The organism is Sporocytophaga myxococcoides DSM 11118 (genome assembly GCF_000426725.1).
GTDB classification, from domain to species: domain Bacteria; phylum Bacteroidota; class Bacteroidia; order Cytophagales; family Cytophagaceae; genus Sporocytophaga; species Sporocytophaga myxococcoides.
In genome coordinates, this window is the sequence record NZ_AUFX01000004.1 from 103,847 (window position 1) to 127,632 (window position 23,786).

General features: G+C 36.2%; 15 protein-coding genes. 7 read left to right on the forward strand and 8 right to left on the reverse strand.

Annotated elements, in window-relative coordinates; genetic code table 11:
* Window positions 1–82: 82 nt before the first annotated feature.
* The 3 genes from K350_RS0103340 to K350_RS0103350 are packed head-to-tail and all read right to left on the reverse strand — an operon-like array spanning window position 83 to window position 3,440.
* Complete coding sequence (locus tag K350_RS0103340; protein ID WP_081670876.1) at window positions 83–1,714, reverse strand: leucine-rich repeat domain-containing protein; 1,632 nt, start codon at window positions 1,712–1,714, stop codon at window positions 83–85.
* Window positions 1,714–2,868 carry a T9SS type B sorting domain-containing protein gene (locus tag K350_RS0103345; RefSeq protein ID WP_028978688.1) on the reverse strand — a complete coding sequence of 385 codons (1,155 nt, stop codon included), beginning with the start codon at window positions 2,866–2,868 and terminating at the stop codon, window positions 1,714–1,716. Before K350_RS0103345 ends, K350_RS0103340 begins: the two co-directional genes overlap by 1 nt.
* Window positions 2,865–3,440: an RNA polymerase sigma factor gene (locus K350_RS0103350; RefSeq protein ID WP_245598433.1), complete on the reverse strand. Its 576-nt coding sequence runs from the start codon at window positions 3,438–3,440 to the stop codon at window positions 2,865–2,867. Before K350_RS0103350 ends, K350_RS0103345 begins: the two co-directional genes overlap by 4 nt.
* 243 nt (window positions 3,441–3,683) lie before the next feature.
* Here K350_RS0103350 and K350_RS0103355 point away from each other — a divergent pair, with 243 nt between their 5' ends.
* The 3 genes from K350_RS0103355 (at window position 3,684) to K350_RS31905 (ending at window position 6,063) form a co-directional block, all read left to right on the forward strand.
* Entirely contained in the window at window positions 3,684–4,568 is an 885-nt protein-coding gene (locus K350_RS0103355) for a type IX secretion system membrane protein PorP/SprF (RefSeq protein WP_051312836.1), read from the forward strand.
* 512 nt (window positions 4,569–5,080) lie between these two features.
* The gene (locus K350_RS0103360; RefSeq protein WP_156026901.1) at window positions 5,081–5,629 is read left to right on the forward strand and encodes a hypothetical protein; all 549 of its coding nucleotides are present in this window, start codon (window positions 5,081–5,083) and stop codon (window positions 5,627–5,629) included.
* Between the two features lie 209 nt (window positions 5,630–5,838).
* The gene (locus K350_RS31905; protein ID WP_081670877.1) at window positions 5,839–6,063 is read left to right on the forward strand and encodes a hypothetical protein; all 225 of its coding nucleotides are present in this window, start codon (window positions 5,839–5,841) and stop codon (window positions 6,061–6,063) included.
* Window positions 6,064–6,186: 123 nt separating this feature from the next.
* Here K350_RS31905 and K350_RS0103375 read toward each other — a convergent pair whose 3' ends face one another.
* The 4 genes from K350_RS0103375 to K350_RS0103395 form a co-directional block, all read right to left on the reverse strand.
* A complete protein-coding gene (locus K350_RS0103375) occupies window positions 6,187–7,353 on the reverse strand; it encodes an FAD-dependent oxidoreductase (protein ID WP_028978693.1) in 1,167 nt (388 codons plus the stop codon).
* 111 nt (window positions 7,354–7,464) lie between these two features.
* Window positions 7,465–8,061, reverse strand: coding sequence for a TetR/AcrR family transcriptional regulator (locus tag K350_RS0103380; RefSeq protein WP_028978694.1), 597 nt, complete (start codon window positions 8,059–8,061; stop codon window positions 7,465–7,467).
* A 158-nt stretch (window positions 8,062–8,219) separates the two neighbouring features.
* Complete coding sequence (locus K350_RS0103385; protein WP_028978695.1) at window positions 8,220–9,740, reverse strand: LamG-like jellyroll fold domain-containing protein; 1,521 nt, start codon at window positions 9,738–9,740, stop codon at window positions 8,220–8,222.
* 337 nt (window positions 9,741–10,077) lie between these two features.
* A complete protein-coding gene (locus K350_RS0103395; protein WP_156026903.1) occupies window positions 10,078–13,872 on the reverse strand; it encodes a PAS domain S-box protein in 3,795 nt (1,264 codons plus the stop codon).
* Between the two features lie 288 nt (window positions 13,873–14,160).
* Between K350_RS0103395 and K350_RS0103400 the strand changes: the two genes are divergently transcribed.
* The 4 genes from K350_RS0103400 to K350_RS0103415 all read left to right on the forward strand — a co-directional run bounded on the left by K350_RS0103400 (window position 14,161) and on the right by K350_RS0103415 (window position 23,468).
* Window positions 14,161–15,012, forward strand: coding sequence for a helix-turn-helix domain-containing protein (locus K350_RS0103400; protein ID WP_051312837.1), 852 nt, complete (start codon window positions 14,161–14,163; stop codon window positions 15,010–15,012).
* Window positions 15,013–15,108: 96 nt separating this feature from the next.
* The gene (locus K350_RS0103405) at window positions 15,109–16,128 is read left to right on the forward strand and encodes an aldo/keto reductase (protein WP_028978698.1); all 1,020 of its coding nucleotides are present in this window, start codon (window positions 15,109–15,111) and stop codon (window positions 16,126–16,128) included.
* 315 nt (window positions 16,129–16,443) lie between these two features.
* Entirely contained in the window at window positions 16,444–19,914 is a 3,471-nt protein-coding gene (locus K350_RS0103410; RefSeq protein WP_028978699.1) for a PA14 domain-containing protein, read from the forward strand.
* Between the two features lie 101 nt (window positions 19,915–20,015).
* The gene (locus tag K350_RS0103415; protein ID WP_028978700.1) at window positions 20,016–23,468 is read left to right on the forward strand and encodes a PA14 domain-containing protein; all 3,453 of its coding nucleotides are present in this window, start codon (window positions 20,016–20,018) and stop codon (window positions 23,466–23,468) included.
* A gap of 52 nt (window positions 23,469–23,520) precedes the next feature.
* Here K350_RS0103415 and K350_RS0103420 read toward each other — a convergent pair whose 3' ends face one another.
* Window positions 23,521–23,784, reverse strand: coding sequence for a hypothetical protein (locus K350_RS0103420; protein WP_028978701.1), 264 nt, complete (start codon window positions 23,782–23,784; stop codon window positions 23,521–23,523).
* Window positions 23,785–23,786: the final 2 nt, after the last annotated feature.

Sequence of the window (23,786 nt, forward strand, 5' to 3'; positions counted from 1 at the left end):
AAATTATCCTATTCTTATTAGTAGTAGTCTGAAGTAAATACCTAATAATGAAAAGATGGTATAAAAAAAAGAGGTGTAGGTTTTAACGAACAACCGTTATATTGGTAAGTTTCTTATTGTCTATTGTTATAACATAATATCCGGTTGTTACCATCTCACCTCCGGAACCAGTGCCATCCCAAGTTGCAGGAGCAAGGAACTCTCGGATGACATTTCCATTCATATCGAGTATTCTCGCAACCCCTGGTTTATCGATAAAATATGAACTTTGTTGCCCTCCTTCAAGTGGAGATATTACCGGATCGCAATCAGATGCTCTGTAAATGGTAAGCTGGGTATCGAGTAATATCCTGCAACCCCTCTGATCTTTCAGACGGAGCATGTAATTACCAGCAGGAATATTTGTAAAAATACCAGAAGCACTCTGAATTGTATCGCTTGTCCCGGCAATATTCAAAGAGTATGTAATAGGTGGTTGTGAGCCTTCTGTTGATACTTCAACTTTAAAGCCCGTACCTTCTTTGCAGTCCTGACTTAAAATTTTATATCCATATGAATTTATGTCCATACAGGAATTGTCAACATTAATTCTCCATGTTCTGTGCTGAAGAGTTAATGATGGTAATGCTGGGTTGGTAATTTCTGCCCTATAGTTACCGGCATCTGAAGGTTTTGCTTTGCTGATATTAAATCCAGACAAAGTCTCAGAACCTATCAAATTATTATTCTTATACCATGCATATTGATTACCACTTATCCCTGCATCTTCTTGCACAGAAAAATTTATTGGCTCAAGAAGCCTAACTGTCCTTTCCACATTTTCACCAATAGAATCCTGAGGAGCATAATCAAAATTCGATAATCCTGTTAATTGAGTTAGTGGTAACAGATCTTCGAATGTCAATTTGTTATTAATAACAGATAGCTTTCTCAAAGATGTTTTATTAGAAAAGTTTGGAAGGGAGGTCAGCAAATTGTCCTCTGCATACAGTTCTTCAAGAGTAGTATTGTTGTTTAAATTGGAAAGATCTGTAATTTGATTTCCCCAGCAATAAATAATCTTCAAGCCTGGTAACTTTTCAACACCATTAAGATCCTTAAGTCTATTACGATCACAATGCAACTCATTCAATTTAGGATTCTTCGAAAAATCCGGAAGACTGTCAAACCTGTTCACTCCAAACTGAAGATTTTCAAGTGCTGTAAGATATTGAAGACCTGAAATCCACGAGAGCTGATTTCCTGACAGAAAAAGTTTCTGAAGTTTTGTAGCTCCCGGCATTTCCGGGAAAGATGTAAGATTGTTATAAAACAGCTGAATCTGTAATATGTTGGTATTATTTACTACAAAATTGGCATTGGTCAATTGATTGTAGTTCAGGAACAGATATTGCAGATTGGTGATCGCTGAAAGGTTTGGTACTGTCTTTATCTTATTCATGGAAGCATCAATCTTAAACACAGATTTAAAATTCTCTATGCCTGTAAGATCAGAGATGTTCGCATTGGTAATAATCAGATCAAAGAAGAAATTATTTGCAGCGGGAATATTCAGCTTGTCTCCTGTCATCACACCAGGATACCTAGACAACAATACATTCCGAAAATTAGTATCAGGCAGAGTAAAAGTCTGACAATAGGCTTTATTCTCTGAAAGTATCAGAGTCAAAGTTATGCCTATTAGCTTTAAAAGATTTTTAAAAATTCTGCTCATTACCTGATCACCGTTATCTGACCATTCTCCTTTTTACCATTGGTATATTCAACGACATAAACATAAAACCCAGTTTCTACCATTGAACCGGCATTACTAATACCAGACCATTCGTAGATTCCTGACAATAAGGAAGATTTAAATATTAATTGTCCGGCTTGGTTATATATGCTAAGATAATAACTATTCCTGTCATTCCCATTAAACGCCCATGTCTCTCCTTGAGTAGGCGAGAAAGAAACACCCGTAGGCTGACAATTTTTTTCTAACAGCTTAACGTTCCATTTACCCAGGCAACCATTAACGTCAGTAATCTTGAGCGTGTAATTACCTGAATATAAGTGATCCAGATCTGAAGGATCAACTTTCTGACTTCCGGAATAAAGATCTATTCTATAAGGTTCTTCTCCTCCCTGAATCAGGTTTTCATCAATTTCGATCTTTCCGTCATTTCTTGCCTGGCAAGCTTCTGATATAGTCCATCTTGCTTTAATCACTGCTTTTGCACAAGGATCAGCATTTAATTCAGACTTATCAGATATAGTTGAAACAGGCTCTTTAACTTCCTTGTTGGTCTCATTAATGGTGGTAGGTTGATAAGGTAATACGAAAGTATCCGCGGAAACTCTGCTTAATGACTCTGCATTATCTTGTATTTCAACACCATTATCATCATTGATATTTTTTGAAGATTTCTTTGGATTGGTAACTCTAGATGCCGATTGATCTTGTTCAAATGCAGTAGCATTGTTCTCCGCCTCAGTCAGTTTCAGAGAAGGGATATTGTCAGTATTAACCAATTCCTGATTATCATTTTTTGACAATCCAGAACTCTCTTTATCATTGTCTTTCAGCAGAAAATAACCTCCCGCAATAGATAACAAACCAGCAATCAATATTACACTAATGGTTCTATTAAAACCTTTACTGCTGCTACCTTTATCAATATTGGCAATATCTGAAGACATCTGATTCCGAAGCTCGTGGTATGCATTCACAGATATCAGTTCATTTACTTCACTCTGAAAAGCAACATCTTCGGCAAGACCCGGATCATCAGAGAGATTTTTGGTAAAATCTTCAAGCTCTTCCCCGGCAAGTTCCCCACGCAGATAGCGATCTATCAAATGATATTTTTCCTGTTCAGTGCTCAATTTCTAAGAAGATTTTCCAGTAACTTATTTCCTTTAATCAAATTTATAAGTGATTGCTTGCATCGATAATGGCTGGCCTTTGCCACTTGCTCATTATTATACCCCAGCTTTTCACTTATCTCTTTCATAGACAACCCTTCATGATTGTAATAATGAAGGAGCTCTCTGCATTTTTCATTTAACTGTCCGAACAACTTACTGACAGCCGCAGATCGCTCTTTTGTAATGAGATCAGAGAGAGAATCTTTCCCTGATTCTGCGACTTCAAAGACAGTCATATCTTCATAATTCGAAATCCGTTTCTCATCCCGCAACTTATTCAGCCAAAGGTTTTTTGCGACGGTATAAACAAATGCATCAATCGCATGTCTTTCATCAAACTTACCTTTTCTGACCTGATTAAACAAGATAATTACAGAATCCTGAAATATGTCACTTGCCTGATCCATGTTTCCTCCATGTGTAAGAATATAATGCCTTACTTTCCGTAAGGTAGTTTCATACAAATAGGATAACACCTGACTGTTTTTGCCAGACTTTATACTTGCTAATATTTCTGGGTCCTTGTTCAAGATTCGATTGGTATTACACTATCAAAAAAGAAAAGTAAACTTTACTTTGCCGCTTTTTTTCCAGACGACTAACCCTGATTTTAAGTTACACGTTATCAACGGAAAAATGGAAAAGTGTATTTCCTTGCAAAACTTAAAATTTTAGAAGAGGCAAAAAAAATTGATTTATTTTCCTTTATTTTAGGAGTTTTTCGGGACTAAATATTAAGTAAAATCTCCCTTCCTCTATAAATTAGATAAAAAATGCAAACTCCAAGACTCATTAGTCTGCTTCTGATTTTGCTTTCTTTATTACCCGGACAGGCTAAATCCCAGTCCGCGGGAGGATCTTTTCTGACATTTGATCAGTTCTTTCAAAACTACGCAATGTTTAATCCTGCAAGTGAAGACACTTCTGGAAAGTTTAATCTAAGAATAGGGAATAGTGCACTTTACGGTTTATTTGAGGGAGTTAACAGAAGATATCTTGATCTTGATTTTAAACCAGGAAACAGGAAGTCACTTTCGTACAGTAAAATCGGCGCCCTTGTTCAGACGAATAATGACGGTCCATTCATAAAGAGAAGCAGATACTACGGAAGATATTCGAGAACTATAGCGATTGGAAGAGAACATTATATTTCACTGGGACTTGCACTTGGTGCAGTATCTCTTACACTTAACGGATCTCAGTCTGTTGGAGGAGGTACTTCTACTGCTTTCGATGGATATGCTGGTATGTGGTATCATTGGAGAAAATTAAAACTGGGCGCTTCAGTAGAGCAATTCACTCAATCTGTCTTAACCCCCATACAACAGAACTTTAAGCTGGAACCTGTGCTAAACCTCAATGGTATATACAATTTTGATATCAGCCCACAAGTATCAATGTATAATCACCTCTATTTCCGCAAAGAATCCGGAAACCCCGGATCGTTGGAATATGCCCCTGTATTATTGATGGCAGAAGTAATTGAAGCAGGAGCCAATTTCAAATTCAAACGTGGTATTGCAATCTTACTTGGTATTAATGCTCATACTTTAGACTATGGCACCATTAGTTTTATGGGATCTTTTCTGATAGGCACCAGGCAACTTTCAACTTCAGCTGATAATAAATTTGAAATTACTGCAAGGTATTCCTTTTAATAGGTAATTACTCTTTTATAGAATTCTTGTACCCTATTTTTAGAATTAAGGTCCATTAATTCCTACCAAAAAGTGAAATCGAAAAAAAATTTTAAAAAAATGAAAAAAAATTTTGGCCTTAAAATTTCAGACAGTTTATAAATAAGCGCCTGCCCTATCAGGGTTTTCCCCTATTCAATTGTCGTTTTTTCAAAAATCACATTCGTTTTAGAACACCCCCCCTTAAAAATACAAGCAATCTGACAGCTCGTTTTGAATACTGGCTATAATGACAATTTTCAACATAAATAAATATCCCCTTAGGGTAAAATCAGAGCAAAAAACACCTACGTATGATCATTTCAGTGGGTCATTTTAGAAGAAAAGCACCTCCTTTTTGTAAAAAGCTCCTTTAATTTCAGCCAATTTAGAAGATTTTAAAACTTTTAAGCATTTTAAAATCAATAACTTATTGTTCAATTTTACGGTATTAGAACTGATTACTCTTATTAAAAAGAAAAAATCTGAATCTTATGAGAACGACTAACACAGATATAAAAAAGACAATTGGCACATACTTACAGTATTTCGCTCTTGTCGCGTTCACATTATTCTCTATTTATTTTTCCTTTTCATATTACCGCTTATACCATATGGATTCTCAGGAATTGAATGAGTTGACCGGTAAAGTAGAAGCTGTTCGCATGAAGGAAGCAAAAGGCAAACAAGGAAAGCCTGAAGTATGGATCACCATGGCAGAAACTGGACAATTCAGAGTAGCTTACGGAAACAACAAAACCATGAAGGAGGTAAGCAACCTGATTAAAAAAGATGATGCAATTACTATCTATCTGAAAAAAGCACAAAACGCCTTTATTGATTTAGGTAATGATAATGATGTGCTTCAACTTGTAAAAAACGGAGTTATTATCTATTCATTAGATATACCTCAGAAAAATTTTCAGAAATACTTCCTGTTTTCAGCCATTATGAGCATCCTGCTACCAATAGGCTGTTTGTTTTACTGGGCAAAATCAAGAAGCAACATGATGGCAACGCTTCATTCTCCTTCTATCCAATAATTGACATAAGTCTCGGGAACAGATACAAAACAAAAAATTAAGGTCCTTCAATTCATATGAGTTGAAGGACCTTAATTTTTTAAGACTACAATTTATATTAATTTACATAAATACTTATACCATTAAGACAATTACAAACGAGCAGTGATAAAATTAAGCGATTTTCAAAAAGGGACTTTGCATTAGGTATTCACCTAATGTAAACTTTAATGAAAAGGAAAAAACAACTTATAGATGCGTTTGGATTGACTGATTGTTGGGAACAGATTGACTTTCCTCCCAAAACTTCCAACATTCAAATATCCAGAATCATTTATGGGAAGAAGGAATGTTCTTTCTGCTTTCCTCATGGCTGGGAAACTTCAAATTCTACAATCAAGAACAGACAAAGAAATTGGAAAAAATTCAGACACTGTCAATGGAAAGAAAAATAAACAGTATAAAAGCAAAATCTTTCTTTTCAAGTCACAAAAGCTCCTGAGAAATCAGGAGCTTTTACTTTACTTGCAGTTAGAATCATTCACCAAGGTAAAAATCAATATAAATTATACAATCATTTATAACTGATTAAATAATTCCAACATATTTGAAACTGCATTTGCAGAATGTAATGAATCTGTTTGCTCAAGGGTAATCCTTGCTACATCTGCAAACCTTAAAAGCATTTGGCGTTCATAAGCAGCTATAGCACTTTGTACATCCGGAAATTCAGAACTTAATAAACAGTTACATAATTCCACTGCATCAAGCATTGCCATATTTACGCCCTCTCCTGCATAAGGTGGCATCAAATGAGCCGCATCACCAAGCATTGTGAGGTTAGAGAGCGAAGTCCAGCTTTGATCTAAAGGCATGCAATATTGCGGCCTTGGAATAAAATGAGATTCTGCTTTTTCAAATAACTCAAGCCATTTGGAATCCCATCCTTTAAACTCATTTGTAAACCATGCTTTAACCTGAGCTTTATTACTAAAATCAATTTTGCTAGCCTTATACCAACTTTCACTAGTCTTACAGCCTGTATAAAACGTTATGCTCCCATCACCTTTTGAACTAACTATTAAACTCTTTTCATCTCCAAAAGCAAACACCTTACCTCCATTGACAAGTTTAAAAATGTCCGGAGCTTCGGTTTCAGCATGATAAACTGCACCTTCTACAATGGTTACACCAGAATAAAATGGTTTTAGAGGAGTAATAAAAGGCCTGATCTTTGAATTCGCTCCATCTGCAGCAACAACGATATCAGCCATGGCAGACAAACCATTCTGGAATTCAAGTTTCCATGAACCCTCCACTTCAACCATAGTTTTAAAATGACTATCCCATACAACAGTATCTGTTTTCAAAGAATCCAACAAAATTTTTCTCAAAGGTCCTCGATCAATTTCTGGTCTGAAATATTCATCCCCAAAAGCTTCTATGTGTCCTTGTTCATCATGCTGATCATAAAGGATTGCTGCATGCTTATCAGTAATCCTTATTTTGTCAGCACCTGGCCTATAGTTAATTTTAAAATCCTCCATAAGTCCAGCTTCTCTGATAGCCTTCAAGCCTGACTCTTCGTGTAAATCAAGAGTTGCTCCCTGAACACGGGCATCTTTATTGAGATCACGTTCATAAACTTTAACGTCAGCACCATTCATTTGGAGAAGTCTTGCCAATGTCAATCCACCAGGCCCTCCGCCAACAATGGCAATTCTTTTGTTCTTAATTTTTTCCATGGGTTATTTATTTTTAGTAATTCAATGAAAATCAAACAGGCTTAAATTCTACTAATTCGATAGTCGTGTTTCATGAAGAAGAATTGTGAAATCATGACTTTTAACTTTAGCTTATAACTTAATACCTTTAATTACTGCATCACAGCACTCTAAAATCACTTTTTCAGTTATGATCTGCTTGGGCCTCTCTTTATATTCAAAATATTCATTGATAAGATCCAGAAGTGGGGAAAACAATAGAGCTCTATGAACTTCAATAGGAAAATTTTTAATTACGCCAGCTTTTGAATTTCTTTTCAAAAAGAGATGAACTGGTGCAAAGAATTGTCCTTCTTTAATATTTTTCTCTTTGAAAGCCTTATTGAGTAAAGGTGAAGATTTCCCATACTGCATTAACACATAAGATTGCCTGTTGCTTTTAAAATACTTAAATGTATTCAACCACATCTTTTTTACGCCAGTCTCAAAATCCATTGTTTCTTCAAACCCTTCCAACACAGCTTCTTCATAAGCCCCTAAAACTTCATCAATGAAGAGTTTAATTAACAGATCTTCTTTGTTTTCATATTTAATATAAATAGTCCGTGGAGAGATGTTCGCTTCTTTTGCTAATTTCTGCATACTCAAATTTTCCAAGCCCTCTTCTGCTATTATCTTCAAAGCTATAGTACGAATAGCCTCCTCTTTTTCAAGATCTTTTGGTCTCATTTTTTAAAATAGATTAACACAGAACCAATATAAGGATTTTTTAAGTAAGTAAACGTTTGTTTACTTAAAAAAGTTTTAACAGAAATAAATTGGGACAAAAAAAGGTTTGCCGAACAGCAAACCTTTTAACTAGAAATAATTACCTGGGAAGACTAAAACTATTCAATTACAATTCTCTGCCTAATAACAACTTTATCCATGGGAATAAGGATCGAATAAACACCTTGCTTATAACCAGATAAGTCAAGCATTTTCCCCCTTACACTCTCCTTTGTCTTTACTCCCATTGCTGATACAATTGTCACATCTGTCAATCCTTCAGGGTTTTCAATAAACATTAATCCGTTAGATGGATTTGGAAAAATATTAACTCCTGATCTCTTGTCCACATAATCCACACTTGTAGGTGAGCAAACCTCTTCATCAATAATTAAATCCTCTGACCAAAGTGAGCGATTAATACAGCCTTCATATCTAACATTTACTCTATAAAAACCTCCAGCAGCTATTGGTATCCGAGAATCCTTAGCAGAATAATTTCCAATTATATCTGCACCATTGATTAACTCTATTGAAATAATATTTGACTTTCCATTAAAATTTTTAGAAATATCCCCCACAGGAATTTCAAGTTCTATAAAATCTTCCGTACCTCTACATATAGCTGTTTTCTGAAACGACAATACCGGCTTTTCCAGAACAGGTAACATTTCAAATGATCTTTTTAACATACAATTTTCAGCAGTTAAAAAAGTCAATTGATACACCCCTACCTCATCCAGAGAGAACTGACTTCCACTTACTATTTCCTTAGCACCGCCAGGGTATTCCAGATATATCAGCCCACTTAGTAAATTATAAGGACCGACTTTATTAGAAATATGAAAAGTCCCGCTTAAATTTTCGCAAAAAGAAAAAGTATTCCCCTCATTAAAAGTTGCACGAACAGGAAGAAAGAAAATGCTATCCGGACAATTAACAGGTGGGACCGTCAAATCCTGATTACTGATGAACAAATATGAGATCTCTGCATTTGAAAGAGCTCCTTCATATATTGTCAGATGGTCAATTTCACCTTTAAACCCTTTTCCAATAATTACTTTATCCGAAGAAGGAAGCTGAGATGGAATATATTTACCGGACCCTCTTAGCTTATTACCTCTGTATATGAATATAGAATCGTTCCTTTTAACTACAACCAAATGATGCCAGTTGTAATATCCATATCCTTTATTAAATAACTTACCAGAAGAATTATAAGCATTTAACTTCCAATCCTCATCAACAACTCCGGAAACGGTAGGAGTATTATTTTCTTCAAGAGAAATCGACAGATCAAACTTGCTTAAGAGTAATTCCGAATCATTCAGCTTATCCGTTCCTCCTTGATACCAAATACTAATGCTGAACTCATCATCATTCTTAAGATGCTCGGGACTCCCATAACTCAAATTACTTATAACAGTACCAGTAAACCTTCCAGCCTGTTGGGTAATTGAGCTTCGAAATCTCCCATAACCTGTTAAAACATTACCAATTGTAGGTTCAAGATTGTATGAACTAAGATCATTATAGTTATCATTAAAATTCACATTGAACTTAACATTATTATCGACCTGGGACATTCCTGAAATACTCAGGAATAAAAAACCTGCGATGCAGGATATAATCTTTTTCATATGATGGTGGATTAAAAAATTAAAATGAATCTACACCAAAGAATCAAAACCTTAGAAGCAATATAATGGATAAGCATCCAAACCACATGAAAGTGGCGATCCACTTTACAAATGACTATTTGAATTAATGACATTTAAAACCACTTCTGTACTTAATTTCTCAAATAGTGAAGTTACTGAAACTTCCTATTTGACAGAAAGAATATCTTCCCTTAACAAAAAAACAACCATAATACAATCTAAAAATCACCAGATTCCTAATTTCATTTCTTAACATTACCTCAATTATAACCTGCAACAAACAATCAAACTTTATGAAAAAAACGCTTACGCTTTTCTACTGACTTAATTTCTTTAAATAAACCTTAAAGCTAGAACCTTTACCAAGTTTGCTTTCCACCTCTATTCTGCCACCTGCATTATCAACAATTCTCTTTACAATATAAAGGCCGATTCCAGTCCCTTCCACATGATCATGAAATCGTTTAAACATGGAAAACATTTTAGTTCTATTTTCTTCAGAAATACCCAAGCCATTGTCAGTAAATGTTATCAAAATAAAATCATCGTTTTCAGTTGTTGAGATCTCAATAATTGATTTTCGCTTTGGGTCTGCATATTTAATTCCATTGGAAATGAAATTATAAAAAATACTCCGCAGATTTTTTCTTGAGAATTTTATTTCTTCCACATCTAATGAACTCTTTATTTCTGCACCATTCTTCTCTATCTGATCTTTAATTCCAAGTTTAACTTCTTCAATAATCTCGGAAAATTTAATTATTTCCTGATCATCTGTGGAGCTTCCCTTCTGGACTTTAATGATTTCTGTCAGATCTCTTATAGTACTTTTAAATGTAGAAAAAGAAGCATCAATCATGGACTTTATCGCTATTAAATCATCACTTAACTCAATCTCACTTAAAAATGCGGTAAAAAGGCCTTCAAGGTTTATCACAGGAGCCTTTAAATCATGGGAAGCTGTATAAATAAAATTATCCAGATCGTTGTTTATTTTAATAAGCTCAATATTAGTTTCCGCAAGTGCAGATTCAGCCTTCTTCTGATTATCAATATCCGTATTAGTGCCAATCCATCTGATAATTTTACCATCATCATTTTTTACAGGATATACACGAGTTAAAAACCATCTATAATCGCCAGTCGAACTTCTTAAAGGATAAGTTAATTCCCAGGAGTCCCCTTTCTTTAAAGATTCATCAATAAACTGAATAACTCTGTTAATGTGGTCTGGGTGGTGAACCTTTTTCCATCCCCAACCTTCCATTTCTTCAAAAGTAGTTCCAGTATAATTATACCATCTTTCGTTATACCAGTATGTCCAGCCTGTAGGATCCGTCATCCAGGCAAGGTTTTGGATATTATTTGCAAAAGTACGGAAGTGTTCTTCACTCTGAAGAAGTATCCTTTCATGTCGTTTACGTTCTGTTACATCACTTGCAGCACCAAACCATTCGAGAATCTCTCCTTTATTATTAATAATAGGAATTGCGCGTGAAAAGGCCCATCCGACCGATCCATCAGCTCTTACTACGTGATGTTCCAATTGGAAAACTCTTTTCTCTTTCACCGCATTCTCTATTTCTTGCACTACAATTTTCTGATCCTCCAATGGAATATATTTTTCCATCCAGTCATGAATAGGAACTCCGGTATCCAGAAGAAAATTCCGGCCGTCCATATAAATCATCGTCTCCCACTTTGGGCTCATTCGGTAAATAACTTCCGACGAAGCCATCACTAAAGCTTTCAAGTGCTCTTCACTTTCTCTTAATGCTTCCTCTGCATTCTTCCTATCAGTAATATCAACCACGACACCAGTTAATCTCCAAGGTCTTCCCTCTTCATCAAACAAACATTCACCCCTCCCTATAACCCAATTAACTTTTCCATCCTTCAGTTTAATTCTGTACTCTAGGGAAAATTTTTCTCCGGTATCTAATGTTTTATATATATGTTTTTTAAGTTTTTCAATATCATCAGGATGAATACATTTCAAATATTCTTCCATAGGTCTTCCCTTTTCACTTTCATCAGAATTTACGGAGAATAAAGAATTAAATTTTTTATCCGCAAAAATCAGATTTGGTTGAATATGCCAGTCATATGTACCTACCAGTTCAGAAGCTCTCATGGCAAAACTAAGTCGTTCTTCGCTTTGCATCCTTTTTATTATATCCATATGCCATTCTGTAACAATACCGGCTGTACGAGAAAGAAGATCAACCATCTCCTTATCATTAATATCAGGGATATTTTTCTCTGAGTAATAAAGAACAAAGACGCCAAGCAAGCTACCCTTCGACGACCAGATAGGTGCAGACCAGCACGCTCTAAGGTTATTTGACATTGCAATATCTTTGAATTCATTCCATAAAGGATCTTTTTCAATATCGTAAACCATCACGTCCTTTCCAGAAATTGCTGTTGCTCCAAAAGGGTTGCCCGAGTTTATCTGAATCTTATCAATAGTCTCAATATAATTTTTCGAAAGACTTGGTGCAGCTGCATGCAGTAAGCGTTTGCCATCATTTTCAAGCAAGAGTATGGATGCGAAAAGTTTATTATTTGATTGCTCTTCTGCTGTTAATGCAATGGTTTCAAGAACTGCAGTATGGGATTCACCGTTCACAGCCTTTTCAAGCGCAAGCTTTTGGCCTTGCAGAATAGATTGAATTCTCTTTCTATCAGTAATATCTTCAATCACTGCAACAAAATTCAATGGATTGTCCTGTTGATCCTTTAAGATCGCAACACTGGTCAGTGCCCAGACTACTGTTTTATCCTTTCTGATATATCTTTTTTCAAACACATACGACGATAATTGTCCACCCTTCAGATTATTCATTAACTCATAACTCTTCTTTTTATCATCCTGGTGAGTTATATCAGCTACAGAAAGTGTTACCAATTCATCCTCTGTGTATCCAAACATCTTTGATGCTGATTTATTCGCCTTCAAAAAGAAACCATTCAGATCTGTAATTATTACAGCAACAGCAGCTCCTTCAAAAGTGGTCCTGAAAAGCTCTTCACTCTTAAAATAAATGTTTTTTACACGGTCTACTTCTTCCAATGTATTTAAACATTTTAGTTCAGCTTGTTGAGCTCTTATACTTGTAATAAGCAATTCAAGTTTGCCAGCAACCAACTCCAAGTAATTGCGGTAATTAATATCAAAATTCAGTCTGGGATTAATCCCTGAAATGAAAAATCCTGATAGGTATTCTTTTCCATATTTAAAAATAGGCATCACAACAACCTTTTCGATGAGCTGATCTGATCTGTTATAAATGGACCAGTAATTGTTGGCAAAATCATCTATAATTAAACTTTTATTATCCTTTAATATCTTATTAAGGGGCAATTGTTTATTCATGGAAGGATCTTCTAGCCGGATGATTAAAGGGGCAGCAGAGTGAGGAAGGTTTTTTGACTTACCCAGAAGACTAGCAAACTCTTCTTCCTCATCAATCAAGTAAATAAGTGCAAATGGAATATCTATTTCATTCTTCTCAATAATGCTAAAGATTTCTTTACTGACACTTTCTATAGTCATAGCCTGGGCATTAACCCCTGCAATATTTTTCAAAGTCAGAATACGCCTATCCTCCAGTACCCTTTTACTTCCTTCAAAACAAGTACAAAAAACGCCACTGATATTACCATCATTATCATGTGCAGGACTGCAGGAGAAAGTCCAATAGGTCTCTTCATATATTCCATCCCTTTTAAGAGGCAACATGAGATTTTCCGTATAAAAAGTCTTTCCTTCATTTAAAATTTCTTCGATAAAAGATTGTAGTTCAGCCCAGATTTCCCTCCAAATCGAAGTGACTGGAGCCCCTAAGGCCTCCGGATGTTTATCTCCTAATGCCTGGATAAAGGGATCATTGTATATCAGATAAAGATCCTTTGACCACCATAAAGACATCGGAAGTGCTGAATGTAAAAGAAGCTTTGTCAGGGTCTTTAAACTTTGAGGCCATTTGTCAGGATCACCTAATGGATGGGTGCTCCAACTAAATTCCCGCATTAACTCCCCCATTAATCCTCCCTCGCTAAGGAAGTCCTGCTGATTGACACTATTTTCTCTTCCCTTATTTCTCATTCCGGTTAATGTTGTAGCCTTACATATCTGGCCGAACCTCAAGCCACTCAGTTTCAATTAAAAGTACAGATCCTTAACCAGCTATTATATTATTTGTTAAAGGGCATTTATTATCCTGTTAAGAAAACAAAAATCTTTTGTTTCAAAAAAACTAAATTTAAACTTGCTCCTATTTAATCAACCAAAGTAAAATACCAAAGTCCTGAAGTAATTGAAGTAGACATAAAAACGGAACCTGTTTTAAAATTCTTTGATTCTATTAAATTTGAAAAAAAGAAATACCCTGAGATGCAAAAATCAGTTTTAGACTTGTCTCAAATTAAACGCGCACAGTTTAATGTACAGAAATATTCAGCTTCTGGTCAGAAAATATTACCTTATAGCCGCAGGGACTACTATAAAATATGGATTATACCAAGTGAAGGCCATCTCCATTATGCAAACAAAACTATCCATATCGACAGACCTGCAATAGTTTTTTCTAATCCTCTTGTTCCTTATTCATTTGAAAGTGCCGGCCCATGGGGAACAGGATATATGTGCATTTTCACTGATGAGTTTTTTAAAAACGGAGGCCGTCAGGATATCCTGCAATTACCTCCTTTTAAAGTGGGACAAAATACCGTCTTTTTTCCTACTGAGTCACAACTACCACATATCCATGAACTTTATGAAAAGATGCTGGAAGAAATCAATTCCGAATATCAGCATAAATATGATATACTCCGGAACTATGTGAGCTTATTGATTTATGAGGTACTTAAGATGCAGCCTGTTACCTCTAGTATAAAACAACATGACGCAACGACCCGAATCGCAGGATTATTTATGGATTTACTCGAAAGACAGTTTCCTATTGATTCCCCTGAGAGAATTCTTAAATTAAGAAAACCTGCAGACTATGCATTTCATTTATCTATTCATGTAAACCATCTTAATCATGCGATCAGCACGGTAACAGGCAAATCTACCACAACTCATATAACAGAACGTATCATTAATGAAGCAGAAGCTTTGTTGCTAAATACAGACTGGAGTGTGGCTGATATTTCCTATTGTCTTGGATTTGCTTACCCTACCTATTTTAATAATTTCTTTAAAAAAAACGCCGGAAGAACTCCCCTTTCGCTTAGAAAATAATTCTTTGATTTTTATAATTTTTACTTTGATTCTCGTTAGGCACACTTTGCAAATGCCTCTACATTTGTAATATAAATTTTAAACCTAGCTAAAATCATGAAGTACAATTTATTAGGCAATACAGGGCTTAAGGTATCTGAATTGTGCCTGGGCACTATGACATTTGGTGGTAAAGGATTCTGGACAGCTATCGGTTCTCTTGAACAAGATGCTGTTGACAAACTTATCGGAAGGTCTGTTGATGCAGGTATCAATTTTATTGACACTGCCAATGTATATTCTGAAGGCTTGTCAGAAACAATGACAGGAAAGGCGATTCGTAATCTTGGCCTTAATCGTGATGACCTTATTATTGCTACGAAAGTAAGAGGTAAAATGAGTGATAAACCTAATGGTGTCGGACTGAGCAGAAAGCACATCATCCAAGAAGCTGAAAATAGTCTGAAGCGTTTGAATATAGACTACATAGACCTTTATCAGATACATGGTTATGACCCCTTAACCCCTATTGAAGAAATCATAGACACATTAGATACACTGGTAAAAAGCGGAAAGGTACGCTACATTGGCTGTAGCAATCATGCAGCATGGCAAATAATGAAAGCTGCAGCCTATTCCAACTATCACAGGCTTGCAAAATTTATTTCTTTACAGGCATATTACACAATTGCCGGCAGAGATCTGGAACGTGAAATTATACCTGTATTGAAAGATCAGCATATGGGGCTTATGGTATGGAGCCCTTTAGCAGGAGGACTGCTCAGTGGCAAGTACACAAGGAATGGAGAAAATTCGGAAGGAGGAAGAAGAGTAAATTTTGACTTTCCACCGGTAAATAAAGACCGTGCATTTGATGTAGTAGATACATTAAGCACAATGGCCAAAGAAAAAGAAACATCTGTGGCTCGACTTGCATTAGCATGGTTACTTCATCAGCCTTCTGTAAGCACCGTAATCATTGGCGCAAATAAACCGGAACAACTGGATGACAATCTGAAAGCAATCGAAGTAAAATTCACTGAAGAAGAGCTTCAAAAGCTCGACGAAGTCAGCAAGCTTCCTCTTGAATATCCTGGATGGATGATTGAAAGACAAGGAATAGACAGAAAAAATTAATAAACGAACATTCAACCATAAGAAATAATACAAAAGCCAGAAGAGACTTCTGGCTTTATTTTTTAAAGACATAAGAGGAGTAAATGTTTTAGCTGAGATCTAACCTATACTAAAGGACAGGCTACATTTTATGATGATCAGCAGAGAATTTACAATTATAAAAAAACTAATAATCTAGCTTTTCACCTTTTCATTATCCTTCTGTAACATTTTATTTTTTTTGCGCCCTACCACTGAGTGAAGTATTATTTATAAAAAGCAACAAAAATTCGTCTCCACTTACTATCATTCTTAGCACATTTAAATCTATTCTATATGAAACACATCTATTCCAAAACAATGCTATTGCTTTGCATTGCATTTTCCACAAGTCTTAAGCTCTCTGCCCAGCAGCGAGGGAATACTGAACAACTTGGCAGGGCAAAAGATTTTATTGAAAAATTAAAACAAAATCAGACTGCTCAAAAGAATGTCAGAAGCGGAGACCAATCATTTCCATTGGGTAATGATGGAAAACTCAATGCCAACCTTAAAACCTTCCAAGATGATGATGAAGTAACAATTTATACCGGAGGGATAGTTGGAGTCAAATTATCTAATGTTGTGATAGAAATTAAGGAAGGAAAAGTTTCAGGGACAATCATTAACACTGAAAAAAAAACAGCATTCCGATATAGTACCAACCAAAATGACGAAGTAATTCTGAAGGAAGAAGACATTGACAAAGTAATATGTGTTGATTTTAAAAAAGCACGAGCGAACAAAAACAAAAGAGCATTGAGTGCTACATCCAGTGTCCCTGCAGATATCACCAAACTACATAGCAACATCAATGCTCCAACAACGGTCTATCTGGATTTTGATGGAGAATATGTTGTTTGTCCTGACTGGAATCAAGGAAATCCTATTGATGCAATGCCGTCAAACCTGAGCCCGGAGGACATCTATACGATATGGAGCATTGTTGCAGAAGATTTTTCCCCATTCAATGTAGACATAACAACAGACAGAGCCTATTACGACTCCAAACCTTTTGGGGTAAAACATATGAATATTTTTACTCCCACAACTACAGCCTCTCCGGAAGATGGTGGTGTTGCTCAATTAAACTCATTTACCAGAAATTACTTCTGCCCATCCTGGTCATTCAACCTTACTGTTAAAGCAGCGGGCGAAACAGCCTCTCACGAAATTGGTCATACTCTTGGCCTCGCACATGATGGACTTTTAAGTCCCAAATATGATTATTACTGGGGCCAGGGAATATGGGCACCAATTATGGGAGCCGCTTTTGATAAGGCAGTATCACAATGGTCGAGGGGACAATACACCAGTGCCAGTAACCTTCAGGATGATTTATCTATTATAGCCAGACCGCTGAATAAGATGGGATACAAAATGGATGATTTTGGTAATAACATTTATAATGCATATACCCTCAGATATATCTCAACTGCCGGAGGGAATATAGGGGTTATTGATCAAAAAGGAATCATCGCCCAAAATAATGATACCGACATGTTTAAATTTACAACCAATGGAGGGAGCATTTATTTAAATATTAAAGCCGCATCGCCCCAATATGGCATTCCTGTGGCAAACCTGGATATAAGTGTAGAACTTCTTAATTCCTCCGGAACTCTTATATCAGGAGCTAATCAGCCCACAGGCATGGATGCTCTGATTAATGGAACCTTACCCGCAGGGACGTATTATCTCAAAATTGAAGGAACAGGTAATGGAAATCCATATGCCGATGGTTATTCAGATTACGGATCTATAGGAACATACAATATTACAGGTACAATATATGGGGCAGTACTATACCAATTGCTTGCAGATATAAGATATCCCATAGAGGGAAGCGAATTGATAAGTCCTGCCTCAATAAATATAAAGCCGGATTTATCTTCACCCACTCCAGTGATAAAAGTAGAATATTTTGACAATGGAGTTAAAATAGGTGAAAGCGTCACAACAAGCAGCAGCCATAACCTAACCTTTGTCCCAGCCGAGGGAGCTCATAGCATATATGTAAAAGCATACAATTCAGGAGGGCAGGTAACAACTTCTCCAACTGTTAACTTTAAAGTTTATCCAAAACTAACACCAGTTGCTGACAATGGGAATAAACAGTCTGACCTTATCTATGAATATCACGAAGCCACATATACTGCTCTTCCAAACTTCAATACAATCATCCCTTTGTATAAAGGAACAAGTTATGGAATAGATCTTACAGATTTACCTACCAGGGCTGATAATTTTGCAATTCGTTTTACAGGATATATATATGTTTATTACGACATGTTATATAAGTTTTCCCTTACTTCAGATGATGGCTCAAAATTGTATCTGGGAAGCAAACTTCTGATTAACAATGATGGAAACCACGCGGCAAAAGAAGTAACAGCGAAAGTCGCACTTAGTCCGGGACTTTATCCTATAACCGTTGAATATTATGAGGCTACTGCCAGCCAAACCCTTACACTTAAAGCATTTAACGATTACGATGGCCAGGAAGCATATATGGAATTTTATCATGATGATATCATTCCGAAATTGGGTCCCCCTGTTGCAAATAAAATGGTTTCTGGAGTAAAATATGAATATAATGAAGGCTCATATAATCAGCTTCCGGATTTTAACCTGTTATCATTTAAAAGTACCGGACCAATACAAGATTTTAATCTCGGCATCCCGGGAAGAACTTTAGATAATTTTGCGGTAAGATATACTGCCATCATTAACCTGCCATACACAGGAGAATATAAATTCTTTACAAATTCTGACGACGGATCAAAATTATATATAGATGATATCCTCGTTGTTTCAAACGATGGCACTCATGCGCCAGTTGAAAGAAACGGAAGTATATGGCTATGGAGAGGTAAACATAAAATACGAGTTGAATATTTTGAAAAAACTTCCAGTGGTGAAACCCTTACCGTTTCATATTCAGGACCTGGGGTCTACAAACAGGTTATCCCGACAACAGTCCTAAGCAGAATGCCTGTTACAGGTGAACAAGTAGCCTATTTTAATGAATTACCAATTGTTCCCGGAGGAATCATTCTTGCAGAAAATTATGACCAGGGAGGAGAAGGTTACGCATATCACGATAGTACAGCCGGAAATCAATTTAACCTATTTAGAAATGATGGAGTAGACGTCAATATAAATCCATTGACGTCCAATGATTATCTCGTAAGCGGAATACAAGACAGGGAATGGATCGAATATACAGTTAATGCATATAAAAGCGGACCTGTAAATATCAATGTTATTTGCTCATCTGGAAATGGAACAAGTAAAATCCATTTTGAAAGAAATGGTGTTGCCATTACTCCAACAATAAATATTCCGGCTATAACCAACGGTCAGCCTTGGCAGACAGTTACTATACCTAATATTAACTTCAATGCAGGAGAACAGATAATCAGAATTTTCTTTGACAAAGGAGGTTTTAAGTTAGATTACATACAAACCCAGGATGCAACAGCTACCAGAGCTGATAACTCAGAGTCTACAGGGGAAACAAGAAACATCCAGGCGATTGCTTATCCAAACCCCTTTGATGATCAACTGAATATAGACCTGACAGGTTTTGAAAATGTGAAAGAATTAAAGATATTTTCTATCAATGGTACTGAGATCTGGAAAACTTCTAATGGAGAATTAAAGTCAAATCTCTATACTTTCAGAGAAGCACTTCCATCAGGAATGTATGTCTTAGAAATTATATCTGACAATAAAGTTTCTCATTCGACTATCATCAAAAAATAATTTTTAATATTAATTGAAAGAAGGCTGTTATTGAAGAGTCAGCCTTCTTTTCTTCTTGCCATCAATTGCTCCCTCTCTTCTTTACCATAATAATAAAACAAATGAAACAGCAATACATAAAATCAATTTTCTTTTTCCTCTCTTTGCTGACTGGAAGTCTTTCTCTGAAAGCACAAGACGTAGGAGCTGAAAATATCAATAATATCAATGACTTTCTCAAAAGCTTGAGAGCACATAGCAATCAATCAAAGCTAAGAAAGAGTCCAGAACCATTTAAACTTAACAATGAAGGTTCATTAACTTCCAATCTGAAAGCTTTTGGTAATAACGCAAACCTTGAAATTTATTCCGGAAAGGTTTTAGGAGAAGAACATTCAAATGTAGTATTGGAAGTAAATAACAACAAGGTAACCGGCACAATCATTTTATCAGATAAAAAAACAGCCTACAAATATAGAACTGATGATGCAGGCTCCGTCATTCTGGAAAAAACTCCTATTAATAAAATCATTTGTGTAAGTTCTTCAAAAGCTCCTGTTCACAAATCTAAGCGAGCAACAGCAGTATCAACTCCCAGTACTATTTTCCACAGTAATATCAACGCTCCCGCTACCATTTACCTGGATTTTGATGGAGAATATGTTGTAAGCCCATCCTGGAATGGAGGACAACCTATTAATGCCTTACCTTCCGGTCTCACTGCGGATGACATTAAAGTGGTCATGAATATTGTTGCAGAAGATTATGCTCCCTTCAATGTAGATGTTACGAATGACCGAGCCTATTATGACTCCAAACCTTTTGGAGCAAAACATATGAATATCATCACTCCTACAAGAGTTGATAACGATGGCTCCGGAGGCGTTGCCAGGATAGGATCATTTACTTGGAAATTTTTCTGTCCTTCATGGACATATCATCTCACTCCCAAAGGTGCTGCTGAAGCAGCCACCCACGAGGTAGGTCACACCTTGGGACTTGAACATGACGGTGGTTCAAACCCTATTAGCGGCGCATATGTAGAACACTTTCCCGGGCATAATAATTGGGGTCCGATAATGGGAGGTGCCCTGACCAAAGACATTGTCCAATTCTCAAAAGGGGAATACCTATCTGCTAATAACATCCAGGATGATCTAAAAACCATCAGTCATCCTGGAAACAATATGGGATATAAACCCGATGATTATGGAAATACTACAGTTACAGCCAATGCTTTAAGAGCAACCAGAGCACTGGGCCAATATACAGTTAATCAAAAAGGGATGATTACCAAAAGCACAGATGTTGATGTTCTAAAATTTACAACAGACGGGGGAATATTGTCTTTAACCATATCAACAACCGCCCCCCTTTCTGGATATCCGATTGCCAACCTTGACATAAAGGCAGACCTGCTCAATTCAGCAGGAACAGTCATAGCCACATCAAATCCGCCCGGTATGAATGCATCCCTAGATATAGAACTAACGCCCGGAACATATTATCTGAGAATAGATGGTGTAGGCTCAGGAAATCCGCTGACTGATGGCTACTCCGATTACGGATCAATAGGCAATTACCTGATAAGAGGCATTGTCCCTCCTATTAGCCAAAATCCGTTCATTGCAAATATTGCGTATCCTGAAAACGGAACAACGATTTTAGACAAGGATGTAGTAACAATAACAACAGACATATACTCTGCATCAGCTGTTTCATTAGTGGAATACTTTGAAAACAACATTAAGATCGGACAGTCAAATGGAAGTAATGGAAGTCATTCACTTTCTATTTCAACATTCTCTGATGGTCAGCATACCATTTACATAAGAGCAACTAATTTAAATGGACAAGTTGTTAATTCCGCATATACAACTTTTTACTATTACAAAAAGCTTATCGCGGAACAGGATACTCTAAACAAAAAAAAATATATTCTTTATGATTATTATGAAGGAAACTATACTGTGTTACCCAACTTTAATAATTTAACTCCTGTTTTCAGTGGCATTACTTATAGCGGCCCAGACCTGAGTATCATACCTTCCCGAGCGGATAATTTTGCAGTAAAATTTACCGGATATATAAAAATTAATGGTCCTTCTTTATATAAATTCACTCTTTTATCTGATGATGGGTCAAGATTATTTATAGGGAGTAAACTTGTCATAGACAATGACGGACATTCCGGTTTGAGATCGGTCTATGAGAAAGTTTCTCTTGAAAGCGGGTACTACCCTATTGTTGTCGAATATATTGAGGCAACAGGATCTCAAGGACTTAACCTCAAGATAACAGATGATTATAGCAATAATGAAATATATCCTGAATATTATCATAAGGATATAGTACTAGCTCCTGAGATATTCAAAGACAACAAACTTCTGTCAGGAGCTAAATATGAATATCATGAAGGAAGTTATGATATGCTCCCTGCAAATTTCAATAATCTTTCATATAAAAGCACAGGCATTATTTCTAACTTTGGTCTGGGAATATATAATAGAGCATCAGATAATTTTGCAGTAAGATTTTCTTCTTATATAGAATTTCCGCTTTCAGGACAATACAAATTCTTTACAAGTTCTGATGATGGAACTAAACTATACGTGGATGGAAATCTTGTTGTCATAAATGACGGAACACATGGAACAATTGAGAAAACAGGTAATATTTGGCTGGAAGACGGGAAACATTATATAACAGTAGAATATTTTGAAAAAACAGGTGGGGAAAGCCTCTCTGTCTCTTATTCAGGACCTGGAATTTATAAACAGGTGATCCCAACCAGCGAGCTACTCAGAGACCCAGTGAACGGAGAACAAGTATCCTGGTCACCTTATCCTGTTCTGATACCCAGTTATATAGAAGCAGAAGCTTATGACCAGGGTGGTGAAGGTCTTGCTTATCACGACCTAACGTCTGGAAATCAGTTCAATACATTTAGAAACGATGGCGTCGATGTGCAGGAAATATATACATATGAAAGATGGGTAGACGGAATTCAGGATAATGAATGGCTGAAATATTCTGTAACTTCTACTATCACAGGGTATGTAAACATTGAGCTTAAATGTTCTTCAAGTAATGGTAACGGGAAACTGCATTTCGAAAAGGGCAATACATCAATTACCCCTATAGTAAACATCCCAGTTATAGCAAGCACAGCAACCCAAATAGTAACCATTAATAATGTTTACTTGACACAAGGTGAACAAGTGCTTAAACTATACTTTGATAAAGGTGGATTCAGGATTGATAATATCTATTTCAAAGCAATCACACCTACCAGGGCAAACTTAACCCCTTCCACTCTGGCTGCAGCTTCAAAGTCAACTGTTTTAGCTTTTCCTAATCCGTTCGAGAGCGAAATAAACTTTGACCTGAGCAACTACAAAACGGTTCAGAAAATAACCATGACAAATTTGAACGGCGTTATTGTTTGGACAGCTTCTGAGGACGAATTGAACAAAAATCTATTTATTTTTAATAAGGAAGTACCTGCGGGAATTTATGTGGTAGAAATACTTGCAGACAATACAATTGACCATTTTACAATCCTAAAAAAATAAATTTTAAATTTTTCAAGAGCCCGTCAATTTGTGAAGGGCTCTTGAATATATATTAATAAGGTTCGTATACAACTGTAGTACCGTCATAATAAGGTTCATAACGAGTTCCATTGCAATCTGCTCCTGCTACACATCCTGGAGGAAGTGCTGCCACCGTTCCTGCATTGTATCTCCTATTCACCCTTCTTGAAGTTCTTCTTGATGTTCTCCTTGCGACACGTCTGCTTGTCCCGAACTGTGCATAGACTTCATCTGCTACTAATGAGGCAACAAAGAATAACATGATTGCCAGGCAATATTTTCTTATAAATGACATAT